Genomic DNA, 17,624 nt, shown 5'->3' with positions numbered 1-17,624 from the left:
AGTTTTTCTTAACTTAATGGTCTGATTTGTATTGTGAAAAGATAATTTTCGCACAGTGATGAAAGGGACTCAGTATTGGTGTGCTTAGAGATGATTAAGACGGGAGAGAGCTAACCTGAGTTCAAAATATTGAATTCAGGTTAGCTTTATTTACTTTAAATTATATTGATAGTGTTGGTTTTGATGTCACTAAGGTTAGTGGGCTTCATCCCAGTTATTACCAATGCCCGCTTCGGCAAGCAGTTCAACATCGAGATCGGCGGCTTGTGCCATTAAAGTACAGATTGTCTTTTTAAGCGCTTCTGCTTTATCCGCATCGACTTCAAACACCAATTCATCGTGAACCTGCATGATCATAGTGATTTCGCCTTGGGTTTCTGTCTTGATCCACTGGGCGATATTGATCATGGCCTTTTTGATGATGTCGGCAGCCGTGCCTTGCATTGGGGCATTAATCGCAGCACGTTCAGCACCTTGGCGGCGCATCGCATTACGATCACGGATTTCGGGTAAATAGAGGCGACGGCCAAACAGAGTCGATACATAACCTAGGTCGGCAGCCCCCGCACGCGTTTCTTCCATATAACGTAATACGCCTGGATAACGGGCAAAGTAGGTGTCGATATAGGTTTGTGCTTCATGGCGCGGGATATCGAGCTGACGCGCTAAACCAAAGGCTGACATGCCGTAAATTAAGCCGAAGTTAACCGCTTTGGCCCGGCGACGCTGTTCTGTGGTTACTTCATCAAAGTCAGTGCCAAACACTTCGGCAGCCGTAGCTCTGTGAATGTCTTTGCCCTCGGCGAATGCTTTGAGTAAGCCGGCATCTTGGGATAAATGTGCCATGATCCGCAGTTCGATTTGCGAGTAGTCGGCTGCCAAAATTTTACGACCATCAGGTGCGATAAAGGCTTGGCGAATACGGCGACCTTCTTCGGTGCGGATAGGAATATTCTGCAGGTTAGGCTCGCTCGATGATAAGCGTCCTGTTGCCGCATTGGCCTGATGATAGCTAGTGTGCACACGACCCGTTTTAGCATTGACCATGAGTGGCAGTTTATCTGTGTAAGTGCTCTTTAATTTAGATAGGCTGCGATGTTCGAGGATCACCTTTGGCAAAGGGAAATCTAATGCCAATTCGACCAACACTTCTTCTGCGGTTGATGGTGCGCCCTTGGGGGTCTTTTTGGTGATCGGATAACCTAGCTTTTCAAAAAACAATACTTGCAGTTGTTTAGGCGAGCCAAGGTTAAATTTCTCACCGGCAATGTCGTAGGCTTTTTCTTCTAAGGTATCGATTTTACGCGCTAGCTCGTCGCTTTGTTGGCCGAGTAACATGCTATCGATTAATACCCCTTGGCGTTCAATATCCGACAATACTTGGATCAGCGGCAATTCGACTTCGGTAAACATAGCGGCCAGTTCCGCTTCTTTTTCGAGTCTTGGCCACAAATGTTGGTGTAAACGTAGGGTGATGTCGGCATCTTCGGCCGCATAAGGCGCAGCCGTTTCCAGTGGAATTTGGTTGAAGGTCAGCTGTTTTGCACCTTTGCCAGCGATTTCTTCGAAGCTGATATTCTTATGGCCTAAGTACTTGAGTGCTAAGCCATCCATATCATGGCGCGAAGCCACTGAGTTGAAGACATAGGATTCGAGCATAGTATCGAAAGCGACGCCCTGCAGTTTGATACCCGCATTGGCTAAGATACTGATGTCGTACTTAAGATTTTGACCGACTTTCTTAAGTTTTGGATCTTCAAGCAGTGGACGCAGTTTTTCTAGCGCGACGGTTTTATCGATTTGAGTCGGTGCGCCAACATAATCATGGGTCAAAGGCAGATAAGCCGCTTTTCCTGCCTCAACGGCGAAGGAGATCCCGACTAATTCAGCCACCATGTAATCTAAGCTGGTGGTCTCGGTATCTACCGCCATCAAGTTGGCTTTTTTAAGCTTAGCAATCCAAGCGTCTAATTCGGCTTCCGTGAGAATGCAGTCGTACTGCGTTGCAATCGCTTCGACTGGAGTTGAGTCTTCCTGTGTCTCGGATGCCGCATCAATTGAGGTATTTGCAGTGATTTTGTTATCTAAGACTTCGGCTAACCAACGCTTAAACTCCATCTCGCCGTAGCATTTGATCAGTTCATCTTTGTCTGCGGGCTTGATGGTGAGTTCGTGCCAGTCTTGCTCAAGTTCGACATCGGTTTTAATGGTGGCGAGTTCGTAAGAAAGCTTGAGCATATCGGCATTTTCAATGATCTTCGCCGCCATGGTTTTAGAACCCCTAAAGCCGAGCTCGGCGACTTTTTCGGGTTCCGCTAATAAATTACTCACGCTGCCGGCTCCTGTGAGCATAGCGAGCGCAGTTTTCTCACCAACGCCGGGTAAGCCGGGAATGTTATCGGCCTTGTCGCCCATCAGCGCGAGCAAATCTATGATACGGTCTGGACCAACACCAAATTTAATCGCGACTTCTTCTGGGCCCATTATGGTGTCTGTCATGGTGTTGATTAGCGTGACGTTCTCATCGACTAACTGCGCCATGTCTTTATCGCCAGTGCTGATAAGCACTGCACGGTTTTCTAAACTGGCTTGGCGAGCAATAGTGCCGATCACGTCATCGGCTTCGACGCCGGAAATCGAAATCAGTGGTAAACCCAGTGCACGAATAATGCGGTGTAAAGGTTCGATTTGCGAACGTAGGTCATCAGGCATAGGTGGGCGCTGTGCTTTGTACTCGCTGTACATGTCATTGCGGAAGGTTTTGCCCTTGGCATCGAATACGACTGCGATATGGCTCGGCTGATAGCGAGTCAGCAAGCTGCGTAACATATTCACTACGCCATAAACGGCACCGGTTGCTTCGCCCTTTGAGTTTGTCAGGTGAGGAGGCGCATAATAAGCGCGATATAAATAAGAAGATCCATCCACAAGCACAAGTGGGTTTTTAGCGACGGTTGGCATAAGTATTTTTCGTTTATCGATGACTTTGATGGCGCTAAGCATGCCACATAAGCGCTATTTCAGCCACGGCAAAATGACTCCCAGCCTGTGGATAAGTCTGTGAGTGAAAAAGTCAACTGAGAATAATGGCGATGATTACGGCTTAGTGCGATATTTTTAAGTTGTTGTTTTTTATATTTTTAAAAGATTTGTGTGAGTTCAATACTGTTTCTTAAAAAATCTTCCCAATTTGTGGATTTTTTATTGACTCCGTAAAATACATCTAAGGATTGGCTTAATTTTCGGCACCCGTCAGATTCGACGAATTAAGTTAGCACGATTTTTAATCAGATCAACTGGTTTGTTTGTAGTTTGTTAAAACTTAATGACATAAGAAGGATATTTTTAATGAAAAAAGTCGCAGTGTTACTGAGTGGGTGCGGTGTTTTCGATGGAACAGAGATCCATGAATCGGTTTTAACGCTTTTATGCTTATCCAAAGCGGGGGCTCACTACCAATGTTTTGCACCTGATATCAAACAGATGCATGTGGTAGATCATCTCACTGGTGAGGTCGATGCGACAGCAAGTCGTAATGTGCTGGTGGAGTCGGCGCGCATTGCCCGTGGCGAAGTTAAAGCGACCACAGAATTAGCTATCGCCGAATTTGATGCCTTGATCATTCCCGGTGGTTTTGGTGCGGCGAAAAATCTGTGTAATTTTGCGACGAACGGCAGTGAGTGTGAAGTAGATCCGCTGGTCACAGATTTTATCAATGAGTTCATTCTGGCGAAAAAGCCCGTTGGCTTTATCTGTATCGCACCTATGATGATCCCGCGTTTATATTCCCATGGCGTAAAAGGCACTATTGGTAATGATAGCGATACTGTTGCGGCGTTCAATTTGATGGGTGGAGAGCATCAAGTCGCGACTGTGCATGAGATCGTCGTAGATGAAGCGAATCGAATTGTCAGCACTCCCGCTTATATGTTGGCTGGAAGTATTGCTGAAGCGCATTCAGGCATCGACAAGCTGGTTGCTAAGGTACTGGAGATGACTGACGCACGTTAGTTTGAGCGGTTTGTAGAAGTGTAAGAGCGCGTCATTGAACCAAGATAAATCCCCATGCGCTCTTCAGGATTTATCTTGGTATAACGGGATTAGACTGAGCTTGAGGACTTGCGGCTATCGAATAAACCTTGGGCTAACCCTATGAGTAAGCCACCAATGTGGGCACCGTTCGCAACGGCAACCCCTAGAATATCCGTGAATCCCAATGCCAACCAAATCATCATAAAGGCCATATATGATGGTGGAAAGTCTATTCCAGCAGCAGGTTTACGTATCCCCATGACCCAAGTGTAACCCACCACGGCATACACAACGCCGGATAGCCCGCCGAAGTTAGGTCCACCGACATAATATTGGATGACGTTTGGCAGTGTGCCCGCCACAAACAGCAAGATTAGCAATGGTGCTGTGCCGATTCGGGTTTCGATTTTTCCGCCTAAATACCACCACCAGAGCAAGTTAAAGATGACGTGCATGGCTGAAAAATGCAGCAGGCTCGGAGTGAAAACGCGCCAGAACTGGCTGAACTCTGAATTTGGTACCGCGCCAAAATAGGACAGTGCTGCGTAGGTTTGGTTGGCGAACCCTAAGTTCATCGCCGCAAAAATGAGTACACAAACCGCAAAAACGATCAACGTGACTGGGCCTGCGCCGGTAATGAATTGGGTAAACAACTGTAGCGAAGGGGCGCCGTAATCTATCTTAGTTTGGGTATCGCCGTGTTCCCACGAGGCTTGCAGATATTTACTGTCGTAGGGATGAGCCATGAAATGGGCAAACTCTGTGCGCGCTTGCTCCAGATCTTTGTCATGGATGACGAGAATGGCGACACCTTGCTCCAGCGGCTCAATTTGGCAGTCAATGTGTTCACCTTTGAGGTAATCGACAAATGCCTGCGCGGCTCTACTGTTGGGGAGTCGGCCAATTTCTATCATGCATTCGCCTCATGCCAGGCGCTATAGCCGCCGTCTAGGCTGTAAACGTCATCAAACCCTTGCTCGCATAAATACTGTGCCGCATTTTGGCTGCTCATACCGTGGTAACAAACCACCACTAGCGGGCTGTCCATATCGGCTTGGCTAATAAATTGCGCTAGGTTTTCGTTATTCAGGTTAGTTGCACCTGCAATATGGCCGTTGGTGAAGCTATTGCCATCGCGGATATCGACGATTTGCACTGGCTGTGCTTCGGTCATTTGCAGCAATTGATTAACGCTTAAGTGTTTAAAGGAAGACATAATAAAACCTGACAGAGCTAAGAGATGGAAATCAAGATGGGATAAGTGTGCAACAAGGGGCTGCGAGTGTACAGCCCCTATCGAGGTTATGCTCTGCAGGATTAATCCCAGCTGAGGATCACTTTACCCGATTGGCCCGAGCCCATAGCGTCGAAACCTTGTTGGAAATCATCAATCTTGAAGTGGTGAGTGATGATAGGCGAAATATCTAAGCCCGATTGGATAAGGCTCGCCATCTTGTACCAAGTTTCGAACATTTCGCGGCCGTAGATGCCTTTAATGACCAAACCTTTGAAGATCACTTTGCTCCAATCAATCGCCATTTCGCCACCAGGAATACCCAGCATAGCGACTTTGCCGCCGTGGTTCATGGTATCTAACATGGCGTGGAAGGCTGATGGTACGCCAGACATTTCTAAACCGACGTCGAAACCTTCGGTCATGCCCAGTTCTTTCATCACGTCTTTCAGGCTTTCTTTAGACACGTTCACTGCGCGAGTAGCACCCATTTTTCGGGCCAGCTCTAAGCGGTATTCGTTAACGTCGGTGATCACTACATGGCGCGCACCTACGTGACGACATACTGCCGCAGCCATAATGCCGATTGGGCCTGCGCCTGTGATCAATACGTCTTCACCGACTAAATCGAAGGATAATGCTGTGTGCACAGCGTTACCAAACGGGTCGAAGATTGACGCTAAATCATCGCTGATATCATCAGGGATTTTAAAGGCGTTAAAGGCGGGAATCACTAAGTATTCCGCGAATGAACCTTCACGGTTTACACCGACACCAGAGGTGTTGCGGCATAAATGGGTGCGGCCAGCGCGACAGTTACGGCAGTGGCCGCAGGTAATATGACCTTCGCCAGATACGCGGTCGCCAATCTTAAAACCACGCACTTCTTGTCCGATATCAACCACTTCGCCTACATATTCATGGCCAACAACCATAGGAACGGGAATAGTTTTTTGTGACCACTCGTCCCAGTTGTAGATGTGCATGTCGGTGCCACAAATCGCCGTTTTTTTAATTTTGATCAGCAGATCGTTGTGGCCCATTACTGGCTTAGGCGCATCGACTAACCAAATACCTTTTTCGGCTTTTAACTTGCTTAGTGCTTTCATTGTCTTGAGTCCTAAATAATGCCCATTTCTTTGGCAATACGTGTAAAGGCGGTGATCGCTTTGTCGAGTTGCTCACGGGTATGTGCCGCTGACATTTGCGTACGGATACGGGCTTGTCCCTTAGGAACTACTGGGAACGAGAAGCCAATAACATAAATATGTTCTGCTAATAAGCGGTTAGCAAAGTCGCCTGCTAGTTTCGCATCGCCAATCATCACTGGGATAATCGCGTGGTCGGCGCCACCTAAGGTAAAGCCAGCTGCTGACATTTGCTCACGGAAATAACGGCTGTTTTCCCATACGGCTTCGCGCAGGGCTTGGCCTGATTTGAGCATTTCTAATACATGGATAGATGCAGTCACGATTGACGGCGCTAATGAGTTAGAGAACAGGTAAGGACGTGAACGCTGGCGTAACCAGTCGATGACTTCTTTTTTACCCGAAGTGAAACCGCCCGATGCGCCGCCTAGTGCTTTGCCTAAGGTGCCTGTGATGATGTCGACTCTGTCCATCACATTGCAATATTCGTGGGTGCCACGGCCGTTTGCGCCGATAAAGCCTACCGCGTGAGAGTCATCGACCATCACCAGTGCGCCGTATTTATCGGCTAAATCACATATGCCTTGCAGATTAGCAATCACGCCGTCCATCGAAAATACACCGTCGGTGGCGATCAAGATATTACGGGCGCCTGCTTCTTTCGCGGCGATCAACTGAGTTTCTAAATCGGCCATGTCGTTGTTGGCATAGCGGAAACGCTTGGCTTTACATAAACGTACACCGTCGATGATAGAAGCATGGTTTAGCGCATCGGAAATAATCGCGTCTTCTGCATCTAACAAGGTTTCGAATAAACCGGCGTTAGCATCAAAACATGAAGAATAAAGAATGGTATCTTCAGTGCCGAGGAATTCGCTCAGGCTAGCTTCTAGCTTTTTATGGATATCTTGGGTGCCGCAAATAAAGCGCACCGACGCCATACCAAAGCCGTGGCTGTCTAAGCCCTGTTGGGCGGCTTTGATTAGCTCAGGGTGATTCGCTAAGCCTAAGTAATTATTCGCGCAAAAGTTAACAACTTCTTGCTGATTAACTTGAATGGCAGTCTGTTGCGGTGAGGCAATAACACGCTCGCTTTTATATAAGCCTTCGGCTTTGATGTCTGCAAGCTGTTGATTAATCTGTGCGTAGAATGAGGTAGAGGCCACCTGATATCTCCTTAGTTAACTTTATTCTGATTTTGGGAGTGGCGGCATTCTAACTCTAAACCTAATCGGCCTACAGCCTTTTTTTCATGCAGGTTCGCAAGATAAACGAGTTTAGGGCTAAAGTGGTTTTTACATTATAAAAACTAATGTGCAACATAAGTTTGCCACTGTTTGGCTGAGTCTTCTTTTAAGAGGTGTAGAGCGAAAAACGGGCTCGCACTCAGTACTATAATTGCTTTGAGTTTAGTTCCGAATGCGAGTTCCCAACATAGTCGTTTGGGATGACGTTATAGAGATTCTTGACTCGCTAGCGCGTGGTAATGTTGCTCTAGGCGAGTAAACGTCGCGACGGATGTCGGGGTTGCATAGGCTTTGAAAATCATCAGCACCCTTAAAACGCCTTCATAAAGTGTCGCTTTAGTGATGGTCGATGTGCTGGATTGCGTGAGTTGGTAACCAATCCAAAAGCTGACGATCATCTTGATGGTATCTGCCAGTGGCGTGATTTTGTCGCTCTCTAAGTTTAAAAAGCCATCTTGCTTAAGTTTATGCAGCACGTGGCTCGAGCGCGTTAAGACTTGCTGCTGTGCATGCAAATAGCGTTTTTTTAGCTCTTCATCGCGGGCGAGAATATCCGCAAGGTTGGCGTACATGAAGCGGAATTGCCACAAGGTATAGAACATCGCATCGAAGTAGCCGATTAACAGTTCCACATCCACTTGCTTATCTTCATAGGGTTGGAAACCCGATTCGAGATGATTCTCATATAAGCTGAAAATGCAGCGGATAATGTCTTCTTTATTGCGAAAATGGTAATAAAGATTCCCGGGACTCATATTTAAGTGAGCGGCAATGTGATTGGTAGTGATGTTTCTTTCGCCATGCTCGTTGAACAGTTCAAGACTGGCATAGATTATTTTGTCGCGGGTTTTCATAAGTTATCCAAATTGCTAGTGAACGCCACATCATAGATAGAGTTAACCAACGACCGCCATACTGCTGGTAAATTATCCCTAATTTGGTGCATATGCTAACATTGCCGCCATTCAACAGGCAAAACTCATAAGCACGTTTTTAATGAATCGTTTTCTCTATTCCACGATCTTATATTTATTATCCCCTTTGCTAATCGTCTATTTAGCATTTCGTGCTATCAAAAGTCCCGATTACCGTGGTCGTTGGGGGGAGCGTTTTGGATTAACCCAACTAAAATCGACGGATTTACTGATCCATTCTGTGTCTATGGGGGAAACGCTCGCGGCAATCCCTTTGATCCGTTTGATTATGCAATCACACCCTGAGCTAAGTATTACGGTTACCACAACCAGTCCAACAGGATCTGCGCAGGTGCGCAAAGCCTTTGGTGACTCAGTGCAACATTGTTATTTGCCCTTTGACTTACCTTGGTGCGTGCGGCGTTTCTTGCGCCAAGTCTCACCTAAATCTTGCATCATTATGGAAACCGAACTGTGGCCTAACTTAGTTGCTGTTGCTGCTAAACGCGGTGTGCGCTTGATGTTAGCGAATGCTCGCTTATCGGCCAAGTCGGCGGCGCAATATGCTAAGCGCCCTAAACTCAGTCGACCTATGTTGCAACGACTCGATGTTATTGCGGTGCAGACTCAAGTAGAAGCGCAACGTTTTATCGAGTTAGGAGTATCGCCGGACAGAGTGACAGTATGCGGTAGCTTGAAATTTGATCTCAGTATTACGCCTGAGCGTTTAGCTAATGCCAAGCAGTTGCGTCAGGCTTGGGGACGTGAAACCTCGCCGATTTGGGTTGCTGGCAGTGTGCATCCTGGAGAATTTGACGCCATGCTCGCCGCCCATAGGCAATTATTGGCTCTGTGGCCCGATGCCTTGATGATTATTGCACCGCGTCATCCTGAGCAGTTTTCTGCCGTTGCTGAGGTTGTTGCCAGCCAAGGTTTTGAATTAATTCGTCGCAGCAGTAATCTTCCTCTGACGGCAACGACTCAAGTGCTGGTCGGCGATACCATGGGTGAACTTCTGACTTTTTACGGCGCGGCGGACCAAGCTTTTGTCGGTGGTACGCTGATCAATAATGGTGGCCATAATCCCTTGGAGCCAGTCGCTATGGGCGTGCCTGTTATGGTGGGGCCGAACCATTGGGACTTTGCCCAAATTACCCTGATGTTGGCGGATGCTGGTGGGTTAAGGATTGTCGCTTCGTCGGATGAACTGGCGGCTAACTTGATTGCCTATTTTGCTAAACCTGAGTTGCGCCAGCTGGCAGCAAACGCGGGATTGGCAGTGGTTGAGGCAAATCGCGGTGCCTTGCAACGACAATTTCTTCTCGCGCAATCATTAATCAATTAATTCAACAAGATAATTTATTTAGTGGTTCAGGCGCTTTGCATCGCCGCTTGGTAGCCCAGCAGTAGTGATGACCAGTTATCGGCAGTGAAGGCAAGGTTTGGCAGTTTGCCTTGTTCTTTATTAAAGGAGCGTAACAGTCTGTCTAGATTCGATTGCTGCCATTGCGGGCTCGGTGTTTTTAACTCACCGCGGTCGAAATCGATAAGATAAAAGCGTTCTGCCGTTATGGGTGCTGTTTGCGCAGGCTGGAACAGAATGTTTTTGGCATTGAGATCGGCGTGGTACACACCGCGCAGGTGGAATTGGGCGATAGTTGCTCCCAACGCCTGCCATTGCTCTGTGCTCATGACCCCTTTGCCGAGTTTAGCGACTAAATCTTCGGCGCCTTCGACCCGTTCGATAATGATATCGGCGCGGTAAAATAATCCATCGCGTACTATGTTGGCGGCAATCGGCTTAGGTACGGCAAAATCTTCGTGATACAAAATGTTTAATAAGTGTAACTCACCCATGGCGCGGGTATTTTCGAGGCCAGTATAAACGTAAGCGTCTTTGCTGAATTTCTCCATTAAGCCGCCACGCCAATAATGCCGCAATACCCAATGACTGTGCTCAAATGCCACAAACCAAGTGGTGTAGCGGCCTTTTGATGAACCGACGACAGCATTTTTAGCCCGCCAAAAATCCACCGAGAACCACGCGGGATCGATATCTGTTGGCGTATTTTGGCAAACTGCCATGTGACCTTGGGCGGTTTTTATGAGCTGTATCTGAGCATTCATGGGAGATTTGTTGACTTAAGCGTGGCACCTAGGGCCATTCTACATTAAGATCCTTAGCTTGCGCCAAATAACCTTAAGAGCTTTTAGCTTCAATCCCAATGAGTTTAAATCCCAATACCATGAATTCCCTTTGTTTGCTGCGCTTATCCGCTATCGGTGACGTCTGTCATGCCGTGGCAATGGTGCAGGCGATTCAGCGGCAATACCCCGAGCTCAAAATCACATGGGTGATCGGTAAACTCGAATATCAATTGTTGAAGCATTTACCTGGCATTGAGTTTGTTATTTTTGATAAATCTCAAGGATGGCGTAGTTATTTTAATTTACGTAAGGCATTAAAAGGCCGACGTTTTGACGTGCTGCTGCATATGCAGGTTGCGCTACGTGCAACTTTGGCTTCATTGGCTATTTCGGCAAAAGTACGCATTGGTTTCGATCGTGCCCGCGCTAAAGAAGGCCAATGGCTAGTGACGAATCGTAGAGTTGAGCCCTTGGCCAAGCCCCATGTGCTAGAAGGATTTATGGGCTTCGCTAAGGCGATTGGCGTTAACGATCTTACTCCCCAGTGGCATATTCCTGTGCCAATTGCGGATACTGAATTTGCTCAGACACAGATTAAAGACAATGAAAAAGTCTTTATCATCTGCGCCGCAGCCAGTAAGGCTGAACGTAACTGGTTGCCCGAGCGTTATGCCGCCGTCGCGAGCCATGCGATTGCGAAAGGATTTAGAGTCATGCTGTGCGGTGGCCCAACTCAACTTGAGAAGGATTTAGCAGAGCAAATCTTGCAGGCGTGCCCTTCTAAAATCGATAATTTAGTGGGCAAAACCAGTCTGGCTCAACTATTAGCCCTGCTAAAACGCGCTAGTTTAGTGTTAGCGCCTGATACGGGCCCAGCGCATATGGCGGTGACCCAAGGCACGCCAGTCATTGGCTTATATGCCCATTCAAATCCTGGGCGCACTGGTCCATATTTATCGCAGCAATATGTGGCGAGCGCCTATGATGAGGCGATAGCATCCCAACATAGTGGCGAAGTTAAGTGGGGCACTCGCGCCAAAGGCGAGCATTTGATGGCGTTGATCAGTGTTGAAGCCGTGATTGAGAAGTTTGAGTTAGTGGTTCAGCAGACACTCAGTTAAGGCTTGTTAGTATCGTGCATTCTTGTTCAGCACTCTTGAAATATCGCTGCATTAGCGGTGGGTATTCAGAATATCGTTTAGGAGATAAATCATGCGGATAGCTATTGCCATTGATAGTTTAGCGGGTGGCGGAGCCGAAAAGGTCATGATTACCTTAGCCAAGCAATTTATTCGCTTAGGGCATGAGCCGCATTTTTTAGTCATGGAGGATAATCGCTATTATGAAATCCCAGAGGACTTACCCGTTCATCAATGTTTTGCCCCTAAGGATAAAGATTTCGACCATTTTGTGCGATTGAATGCTTCGGTTCACAAGCTCAGCGCAAAAATCGCTGAAATTGAATCTAAAGTGGGCAAGTTCGATTTGTTTTTATCTAACTTAGATAAAACTAATTTGATGATGACCAAAACGGGCGTTTCACCGCTTTATGTCATAGTCCATTCCTCAGTGGAAGAAGAGTTGAGCCGCCAATTTAAATTGGGGCCGTTCGCGTACTTTAAAAAGCTCAGAGCCAAAAAAGCGCTCAATGGCCAGCATTTGATTACAGTCTCAAATGGCATAGCAAATGAGATCAAAGATAAAGGTCGTTTGCATCCAGCATCGATGCAGACTATCTATAATCCATTTGAGTTTAATGACATCACATCTCAATCACAGCAAGATAATCCGCAAATTCCTCAGGGTGATTATCTTATTCATGTCGGTCGCTTTGCTAAGCAAAAACGCCATGATGTGCTGTTTGAAGCCCTCAAGCTCACGCAAAATCAGCTTCCCGTGGTGCTCTTGTGCCACAACCACAAGAAAGCGATAAAAGCGGCGAAAAAGTTTGGTATTGAAAAGCGATTAATTATTCCCGGTTTCCAAAGCAATCCTTTTCCTTGGATTAAGCAGGCTAAGGCATTAGTGCTTAGCTCCGATTTTGAAGGCCTGCCGACAGTCTTGATTGAATCGTTAGCGTGTGGGACGCCTGTGGTGAGTACTGATTGTCCCCATGGTCCTAGTGAGATTTTAACTGGGAATTTAGCACCGTATCTTGTGCCGCGTCGCGATCCTGCGGCGTTAGCAAAAATGATAGATGAGGTTGTCAGCCAACCGCCATCCCTTGAACAGGTGGATATTTTGGCCAAAGTGGATGCCACCTTAATTGCTGAACAATATTTAGCGTTGGCCAAATAATTTAACAATTTATTGTAGGAGGATGCGGGTGGAAGAAGTCAAACAAGCCAAAAGACGTTACTTATTTTACATTGCGCAAAACTATTCCTATGCGATGTTAAGGCCGCTTCAACAAGTCATTTGGGCTAGAGGCGATGAGGTTTGCTGGTTTTTAGAGGGAAATGAAGTCGACGCTAAGTTTCTAAAGGCTGATGAGTCGCGTTTGTTGAGCGTTGATGCCGTTAAGGCGTGGAAACCCGATGCGGTATTTGTTCCTGGGAATGTTGTCCCTCGTTTTATTCCAGGGGTTAAAGTCGGGGTATTTCATGGCTTTAATGCAGGTAAAATGAACCATAAGGGCCGCGAAGATCACTTCGAAATCCGTGATTGTTTTGACTTGTATTGTACCCAAGGCCCAGCGACAACTTTGCCTTTCCTTAAGCTCGAGAAAAAGTTTGGTACTTTTACAGTGGCTGAAACGGGTTGGCCTGCACTCGATCCCTTATTTCTTGAGAATAAAGATAATCCCTATATCAAAGCGGATGACCCAAGACCTGTGGTACTTTTTTGCTCGACATTTTCTCCTAGTTTGACCTGCGCACCTGTGGTATTTGAGCAGATCAAAATCCTGTCGCAAAATGGTCAATGGCGCTGGTTAGTACAATTTCATCCTAAGATGAACCCTAAGATTGTTGAGCAGTACAGGGCTTTAGAAAACGAGAATTTACAGTTTGTTGAAACCGATAATGTGATCCCTTTGCTGCAGGCGGGTGATGTAATGTTGTGTGACACCTCATCGATTCTGCTGATGTTTTTAATGCAGCGAAAACCCGTGGTGACCTTTAAAAATCAGTCACCTAAAGATCATTTAATCGATATCAGTCAGGTTGAGGATATTGAATCTGCATTAACGCGAGCACTGAGTCGTCCAGATGATTTGATGGCGTATATCCATGATTATTGTAATCAAATTCACCCTACGGGGGATGGCCAATCTAGCCAGCGAGTTTTAGCCGTAACAGATGCTTTGATTGATAAAGGCACCGATTGGCTTAAGCCTAAACCATTAAACTTGCTGCGCCATTTTAAAATGCGTCGCAAGCTAGGTTATTGGAAGTTGTTTTAGCTAGCTGTTGTTACTTATGGGCCGATATTTTAATATCGGCCCATTTTGTTAGCCTTGTAGTTTCGTTTCTTCCACCAGTTTAAAGATGATTTCTTGCATATTTTTCTGGAAATCTTCAATACTGTGGTTGGCTTTGATGTAGTTAACCGCCTTAATCGCGAGCTCTTGCCTGAGTGGTTCGTTTTCCATGAGATGGCGAATGCCATCGACAAATAAATCGACTTTGTCAAAACCATCCCCGATCACTGTACCTGTAAATACGCCAAATTGGCTAGTCAGCTCGTCAGGATCACGACAACTGACGAGAAGAGTGCCATAAGATAAGGCTTCTAAGAAAGAGATAGGTAGAGCTTCATGGATTGAAGTGTTAACCAATATTTTAGCATCTTTGATTAATTGCGCTTTTTTCTCGCCTTCTACATGGCCGACAAAATGTAGGTTGGGAATATTTAGGTAGTCATTCATGATGGACTGATTTTTCTTTGACTGCCTAAATGACTGACCTAGCATGAAAAATTCATATTCAGGCATCAGTTTAGCTATTTCGCAGAACAACCAACCACGTTTGACGGACTCAATTCGTCCCAGAAAGATAATGTGATTTTTCTTCGGGTGTGCTTCTACATCGAAACTATGATCGATCTCGATAGGATTGGGTAAATATTTGATTTCTGTTTTATCATCGAGATTATAGAGATCTCTGGCTTTACGATCTAAAAAGCGTGCCTGAGAAATAAATGAGACTTTCCCAGCTGCCCAAAGGTCATTAACAAACTGATAAATATTACTGTCCCAATAACTTTTTTCTGGGAAAAGTTTGACGGTATTTATTTCATCCCATTCATAATCAGGTCTTGGATCTTGAACCCAAAAGAGGAGCTTTTTATCAATATTAGGGATAGTTTTCAGAATACGATAGGAGTGGGTTGTCATTTCTATTGACAAAAATATATCGTAATTTTTCTTTTTCAAAAATCTAATATTAAGAAAATCCATAAATTTAGCCGCTAAGCGATAAACTTTAATGCCATCGATCATATAGCGACGAGGTATTAATCTTTGCTTGCTGCAGTCTTTTTTTATGAGCACTTCTACTTCAATATTCTCATTGGGTAAGTGTTTGGCGATTAAGTGACGTGCTAGAAAACCGTACCCACCGTACACTGTGCCTGTGCCACCAAAGTACTCATCAACTAATAAAGCCACTTTAAGCTTACTCATTACTACCCCAAAAAATCATTTATTGCTAATTCTACTTAGGCAGAATTATTTGATGGGAGTATTTTGATATTTTTCAAATAGACTATCAATGAAATTATTTATTCATAAATACAGAATGGATGACCTTATAAATAACTGTATTACATATGTTCTGTAATCGTGATTATATAAACCAAAGGTATTATATCTTTGTGTCTTTTACGCTAAAAATGATACAGATGTTAAGTTTGATGAGCGCTTGCGAGTGATTTAATGGGCTTGCATATTGTATCAGAGTGTAACTTTTCAGCGAGATTAAATAGAAACTCTATTTATATTAGCCATAGAGCTCCTATTTACTACTGATAAAGATATTTATTCTGCCAAATTCAAATATTGCTGAGCAATATATTGGCTGTCTACGGCTTTAAGAATCGCAAGACCTTCAAGTGATGGGGGCGATGCTAGACATTCTAGAGCCTTCTGTGCCAGCAGTGCTGGTTGACGAACGGGGACTAAGTATTTTGCTAAGTGCCCTGTAAGGATTTCATTTGGGCCGTGAGGACAGTCTGTGCTGACAACTGGCGTGCCGCAGGCTAATGATTCAATGACCACAGTGGGCAAGCCTTCAAAGTCGGAACTCAGTAGCATCAATTCTGCGTTAGCAATCCAAGCATAGGGATTATGTTGAAAACCAGGTGTGATAATTCGGTGCTCTACGCCGTATTTTTTGGCTAATTTACGCGCCTTATTTGGCCTATTACAGAGAAGAACTAGCTTAGGTGCTGTCGGCATATCCCTCAATGCTTTGAAGAGAATGTCATGGCGTTTTTGACGAGTCACTCTACCCACATGGATCATGTAAGGTTCGTTGGGAATTTCGGCAATGACTTCTTGAGTCTTATTTTTTATTTCGTCTAGGCGAAAAGGGTTGTAGATGGTTTGCACGCTCTTGGGTTTTAACCACGACGTGGCTCTTAGCTCGTCTGCAATACCATTTGAAACTGTGATGATTTTTTTGCCGATCAGAGCTTTGGTTTTTTTCCATCTGCGCCAGAAGTGCACTGGACCGCGTTTTAACTCCATCAATAATTCTTGCTTTAAGGCGCAATGACAGAAGTAGTAGCAAGGATCGAAATGACAGCCGGAAACAACAACGTCGCAGTCGGTTGAATTGCTTAAAAATAGTGAGAATTTCCCCGTTTTTTCTGCTTCGTTCACTTTCGTTATAAGTTGTTGTCTCTGCTCCTGAAGCGAAGGTTTTTGACCCGCTTCAAACAGATAATGAATGGTTACATTTTGTGGCGGTATAAAATCGCCTTCCTTGTGAAACACAAACAAATGCACATCCTGACCTGCTTCCTGCAACACTTCTGCCTGCGATAAGGCTATTTTTACCGTGCCGTTGGAGAAAAAGTTATGGCAAAAAATCGCGATTTTCTTCATATAAGTGCTCTTCTGCGTGTCTTTAAACGTCACGGTTTCAACCTAGCTTTGGCTCAGCGTATTAGCGTTGAATGGGGAAGCGACATCGTATTTGGTCGGTTTCAATTAGGTGAAACATTATATCAGTTTGCGCCTTTATAGGGGCTTACTCACTTGGATTCTTGCCTATTTCGATGCTTTTTGTGGCTATTTAAAGCCGATTTTGCTGCGATTATTCACTCGCTTGGCTAAAACGAGTAGACTGACGAGCAATGATTTTTGGTATCCATGTGAGTTGAGTCAGTAAAGTGCATACAAGAGCTATTTATCCAGGAACCTTTGATCCTATTACCAATGGTCATGCCGATTTAATTGAGCGTGCCGCTAAGTTATTCAAGCATGTGATCATTGGCATTGCAGCTAACCCTTCTAAGCAGCCAAGATTCACCTTAGAAGAGCGGGTTGAACTGGTAAACCGTGTCACCGCTCATTTGGATAATATCGAGGTGGTGGGATTTTCCGGCCTGCTGGTGGATTTTGCCAAGGAGCAAAAGGCCAGCGTGCTGGTGCGTGGGTTACGTGCGGTATCTGACTTCGAATATGAATTCCAGCTAGCAAATATGAATCGTAGATTGAGCCCAGATCTGGAAAGCGTGTTTTTAACGCCTGCCGAGGAAAATTCCTTTATCTCCTCAACCTTAGTAAAGGAAGTCGCCTTGCATGGTGGCGATGTGAGCCAATTTGTTCACTCAGAAGTGGCGACAGCATTAGCAGCAAAGCTTAAGCTGGCTAAACCTTAGATTTTACCTGCGTACCTGATGGTTTTTACGTAGGCGTTTTGTGTTAACTTTGAGGCCTAGTGGCCTCGCGATG

15 protein-coding genes are annotated in these 17,624 nt (G+C 45.5%); 6 read left to right on the top strand and 9 right to left on the bottom strand.

From position 1 onward, the window contains the following. Positions 1 to 195: 195 nt before the first annotated feature. The gene (gene polA / locus DYH48_RS21455) at positions 196 to 2,961 is read right to left on the bottom strand and encodes a DNA polymerase I (protein ID WP_041411530.1); all 2,766 of its coding nucleotides are present in this window, start codon (positions 2,959 to 2,961) and stop codon (positions 196 to 198) included. Between the two features lie 387 nt (positions 2,962 to 3,348). Between polA and elbB the strand changes: the two genes are divergently transcribed. Continuing rightward, positions 3,349 to 4,011 carry an isoprenoid biosynthesis glyoxalase ElbB gene (gene elbB / locus DYH48_RS21450; RefSeq protein WP_115335883.1) on the top strand — a complete coding sequence of 221 codons (663 nt, stop codon included), beginning with the start codon at positions 3,349 to 3,351 and terminating at the stop codon, positions 4,009 to 4,011. Positions 4,012 to 4,100: 89 nt separating this feature from the next. On the opposite strand, the gene glpG is transcribed toward elbB, so the two are convergent. The 5 genes from glpG to DYH48_RS21425 form a co-directional block, all read right to left on the bottom strand. Further along, entirely contained in the window at positions 4,101 to 4,946 is an 846-nt protein-coding gene (gene glpG, locus DYH48_RS21445) for a rhomboid family intramembrane serine protease GlpG (RefSeq protein WP_107403004.1), read from the bottom strand. Then, positions 4,943 to 5,248, bottom strand: coding sequence for a thiosulfate sulfurtransferase GlpE (glpE, locus tag DYH48_RS21440; RefSeq protein WP_006084745.1), 306 nt, complete (start codon positions 5,246 to 5,248; stop codon positions 4,943 to 4,945). Before glpE ends, glpG begins: the two co-directional genes overlap by 4 nt. Before the next feature lie 101 nt (positions 5,249 to 5,349). Then, positions 5,350 to 6,375: an L-threonine 3-dehydrogenase gene (tdh, locus tag DYH48_RS21435; protein ID WP_006079369.1), complete on the bottom strand. Its 1,026-nt coding sequence runs from the start codon at positions 6,373 to 6,375 to the stop codon at positions 5,350 to 5,352. A gap of 11 nt (positions 6,376 to 6,386) precedes the next feature. Next, a complete protein-coding gene (locus tag DYH48_RS21430; RefSeq protein ID WP_006084744.1) occupies positions 6,387 to 7,580 on the bottom strand; it encodes a glycine C-acetyltransferase in 1,194 nt (397 codons plus the stop codon). Between the two features lie 287 nt (positions 7,581 to 7,867). Next, on the bottom strand, positions 7,868 to 8,515 hold the full coding sequence (locus DYH48_RS21425) for a TetR/AcrR family transcriptional regulator (protein WP_006084743.1): 648 nt from the start codon (positions 8,513 to 8,515) through the stop codon (positions 7,868 to 7,870). Positions 8,516 to 8,657: 142 nt separating this feature from the next. Between DYH48_RS21425 and waaA the strand changes: the two genes are divergently transcribed. Beyond that, positions 8,658 to 9,920: a lipid IV(A) 3-deoxy-D-manno-octulosonic acid transferase gene (gene waaA / locus DYH48_RS21420; RefSeq protein ID WP_006084742.1), complete on the top strand. Its 1,263-nt coding sequence runs from the start codon at positions 8,658 to 8,660 to the stop codon at positions 9,918 to 9,920. A 26-nt stretch (positions 9,921 to 9,946) separates the two neighbouring features. On the opposite strand, the gene DYH48_RS21415 is transcribed toward waaA, so the two are convergent. Further along, positions 9,947 to 10,702 (bottom strand): 3-deoxy-D-manno-octulosonic acid kinase, encoded by a 756-nt coding sequence (locus DYH48_RS21415; protein ID WP_006084741.1) that lies wholly within the window; start codon positions 10,700 to 10,702, stop codon positions 9,947 to 9,949. A 98-nt stretch (positions 10,703 to 10,800) separates the two neighbouring features. Here DYH48_RS21415 and DYH48_RS21410 point away from each other — a divergent pair, with 98 nt between their 5' ends. The 3 genes from DYH48_RS21410 to DYH48_RS21400 all read left to right on the top strand — a co-directional run bounded on the left by DYH48_RS21410 (position 10,801) and on the right by DYH48_RS21400 (position 14,126). After that, positions 10,801 to 11,844, top strand: a complete 1,044-nt coding sequence (locus DYH48_RS21410; protein WP_115335882.1) for a glycosyltransferase family 9 protein — start codon at positions 10,801 to 10,803, stop codon at positions 11,842 to 11,844. A gap of 91 nt (positions 11,845 to 11,935) precedes the next feature. Next, the gene (locus DYH48_RS21405; protein ID WP_115335881.1) at positions 11,936 to 13,021 is read left to right on the top strand and encodes a glycosyltransferase; all 1,086 of its coding nucleotides are present in this window, start codon (positions 11,936 to 11,938) and stop codon (positions 13,019 to 13,021) included. A gap of 22 nt (positions 13,022 to 13,043) precedes the next feature. Continuing rightward, positions 13,044 to 14,126 carry a CDP-glycerol glycerophosphotransferase family protein gene (locus tag DYH48_RS21400; protein ID WP_370452681.1) on the top strand — a complete coding sequence of 361 codons (1,083 nt, stop codon included), beginning with the start codon at positions 13,044 to 13,046 and terminating at the stop codon, positions 14,124 to 14,126. Positions 14,127 to 14,174: 48 nt separating this feature from the next. Here DYH48_RS21400 and DYH48_RS21395 read toward each other — a convergent pair whose 3' ends face one another. Further along, entirely contained in the window at positions 14,175 to 15,347 is a 1,173-nt protein-coding gene (locus DYH48_RS21395) for a glycosyltransferase family 4 protein (RefSeq protein WP_012197882.1), read from the bottom strand. A 354-nt stretch (positions 15,348 to 15,701) separates the two neighbouring features. Further along, positions 15,702 to 16,772, bottom strand: a complete 1,071-nt coding sequence (locus DYH48_RS21390) for a glycosyltransferase (protein ID WP_115336180.1) — start codon at positions 16,770 to 16,772, stop codon at positions 15,702 to 15,704. 287 nt (positions 16,773 to 17,059) lie between these two features. On the opposite strand from DYH48_RS21390, the gene coaD reads away from it, so the two are divergent. Further along, a complete protein-coding gene (coaD, locus tag DYH48_RS21385; RefSeq protein WP_115335879.1) occupies positions 17,060 to 17,551 on the top strand; it encodes a pantetheine-phosphate adenylyltransferase in 492 nt (163 codons plus the stop codon). The last annotated feature ends 73 nt before the right edge of the window (positions 17,552 to 17,624 follow it).

Origin of the sequence: Shewanella baltica, from assembly GCF_900456975.1 — a bacterium.
GTDB lineage: Bacteria > Pseudomonadota > Gammaproteobacteria > Enterobacterales > Shewanellaceae > Shewanella > Shewanella baltica.
This window is presented reverse-complemented; position numbering and strand designations above follow the sequence as displayed.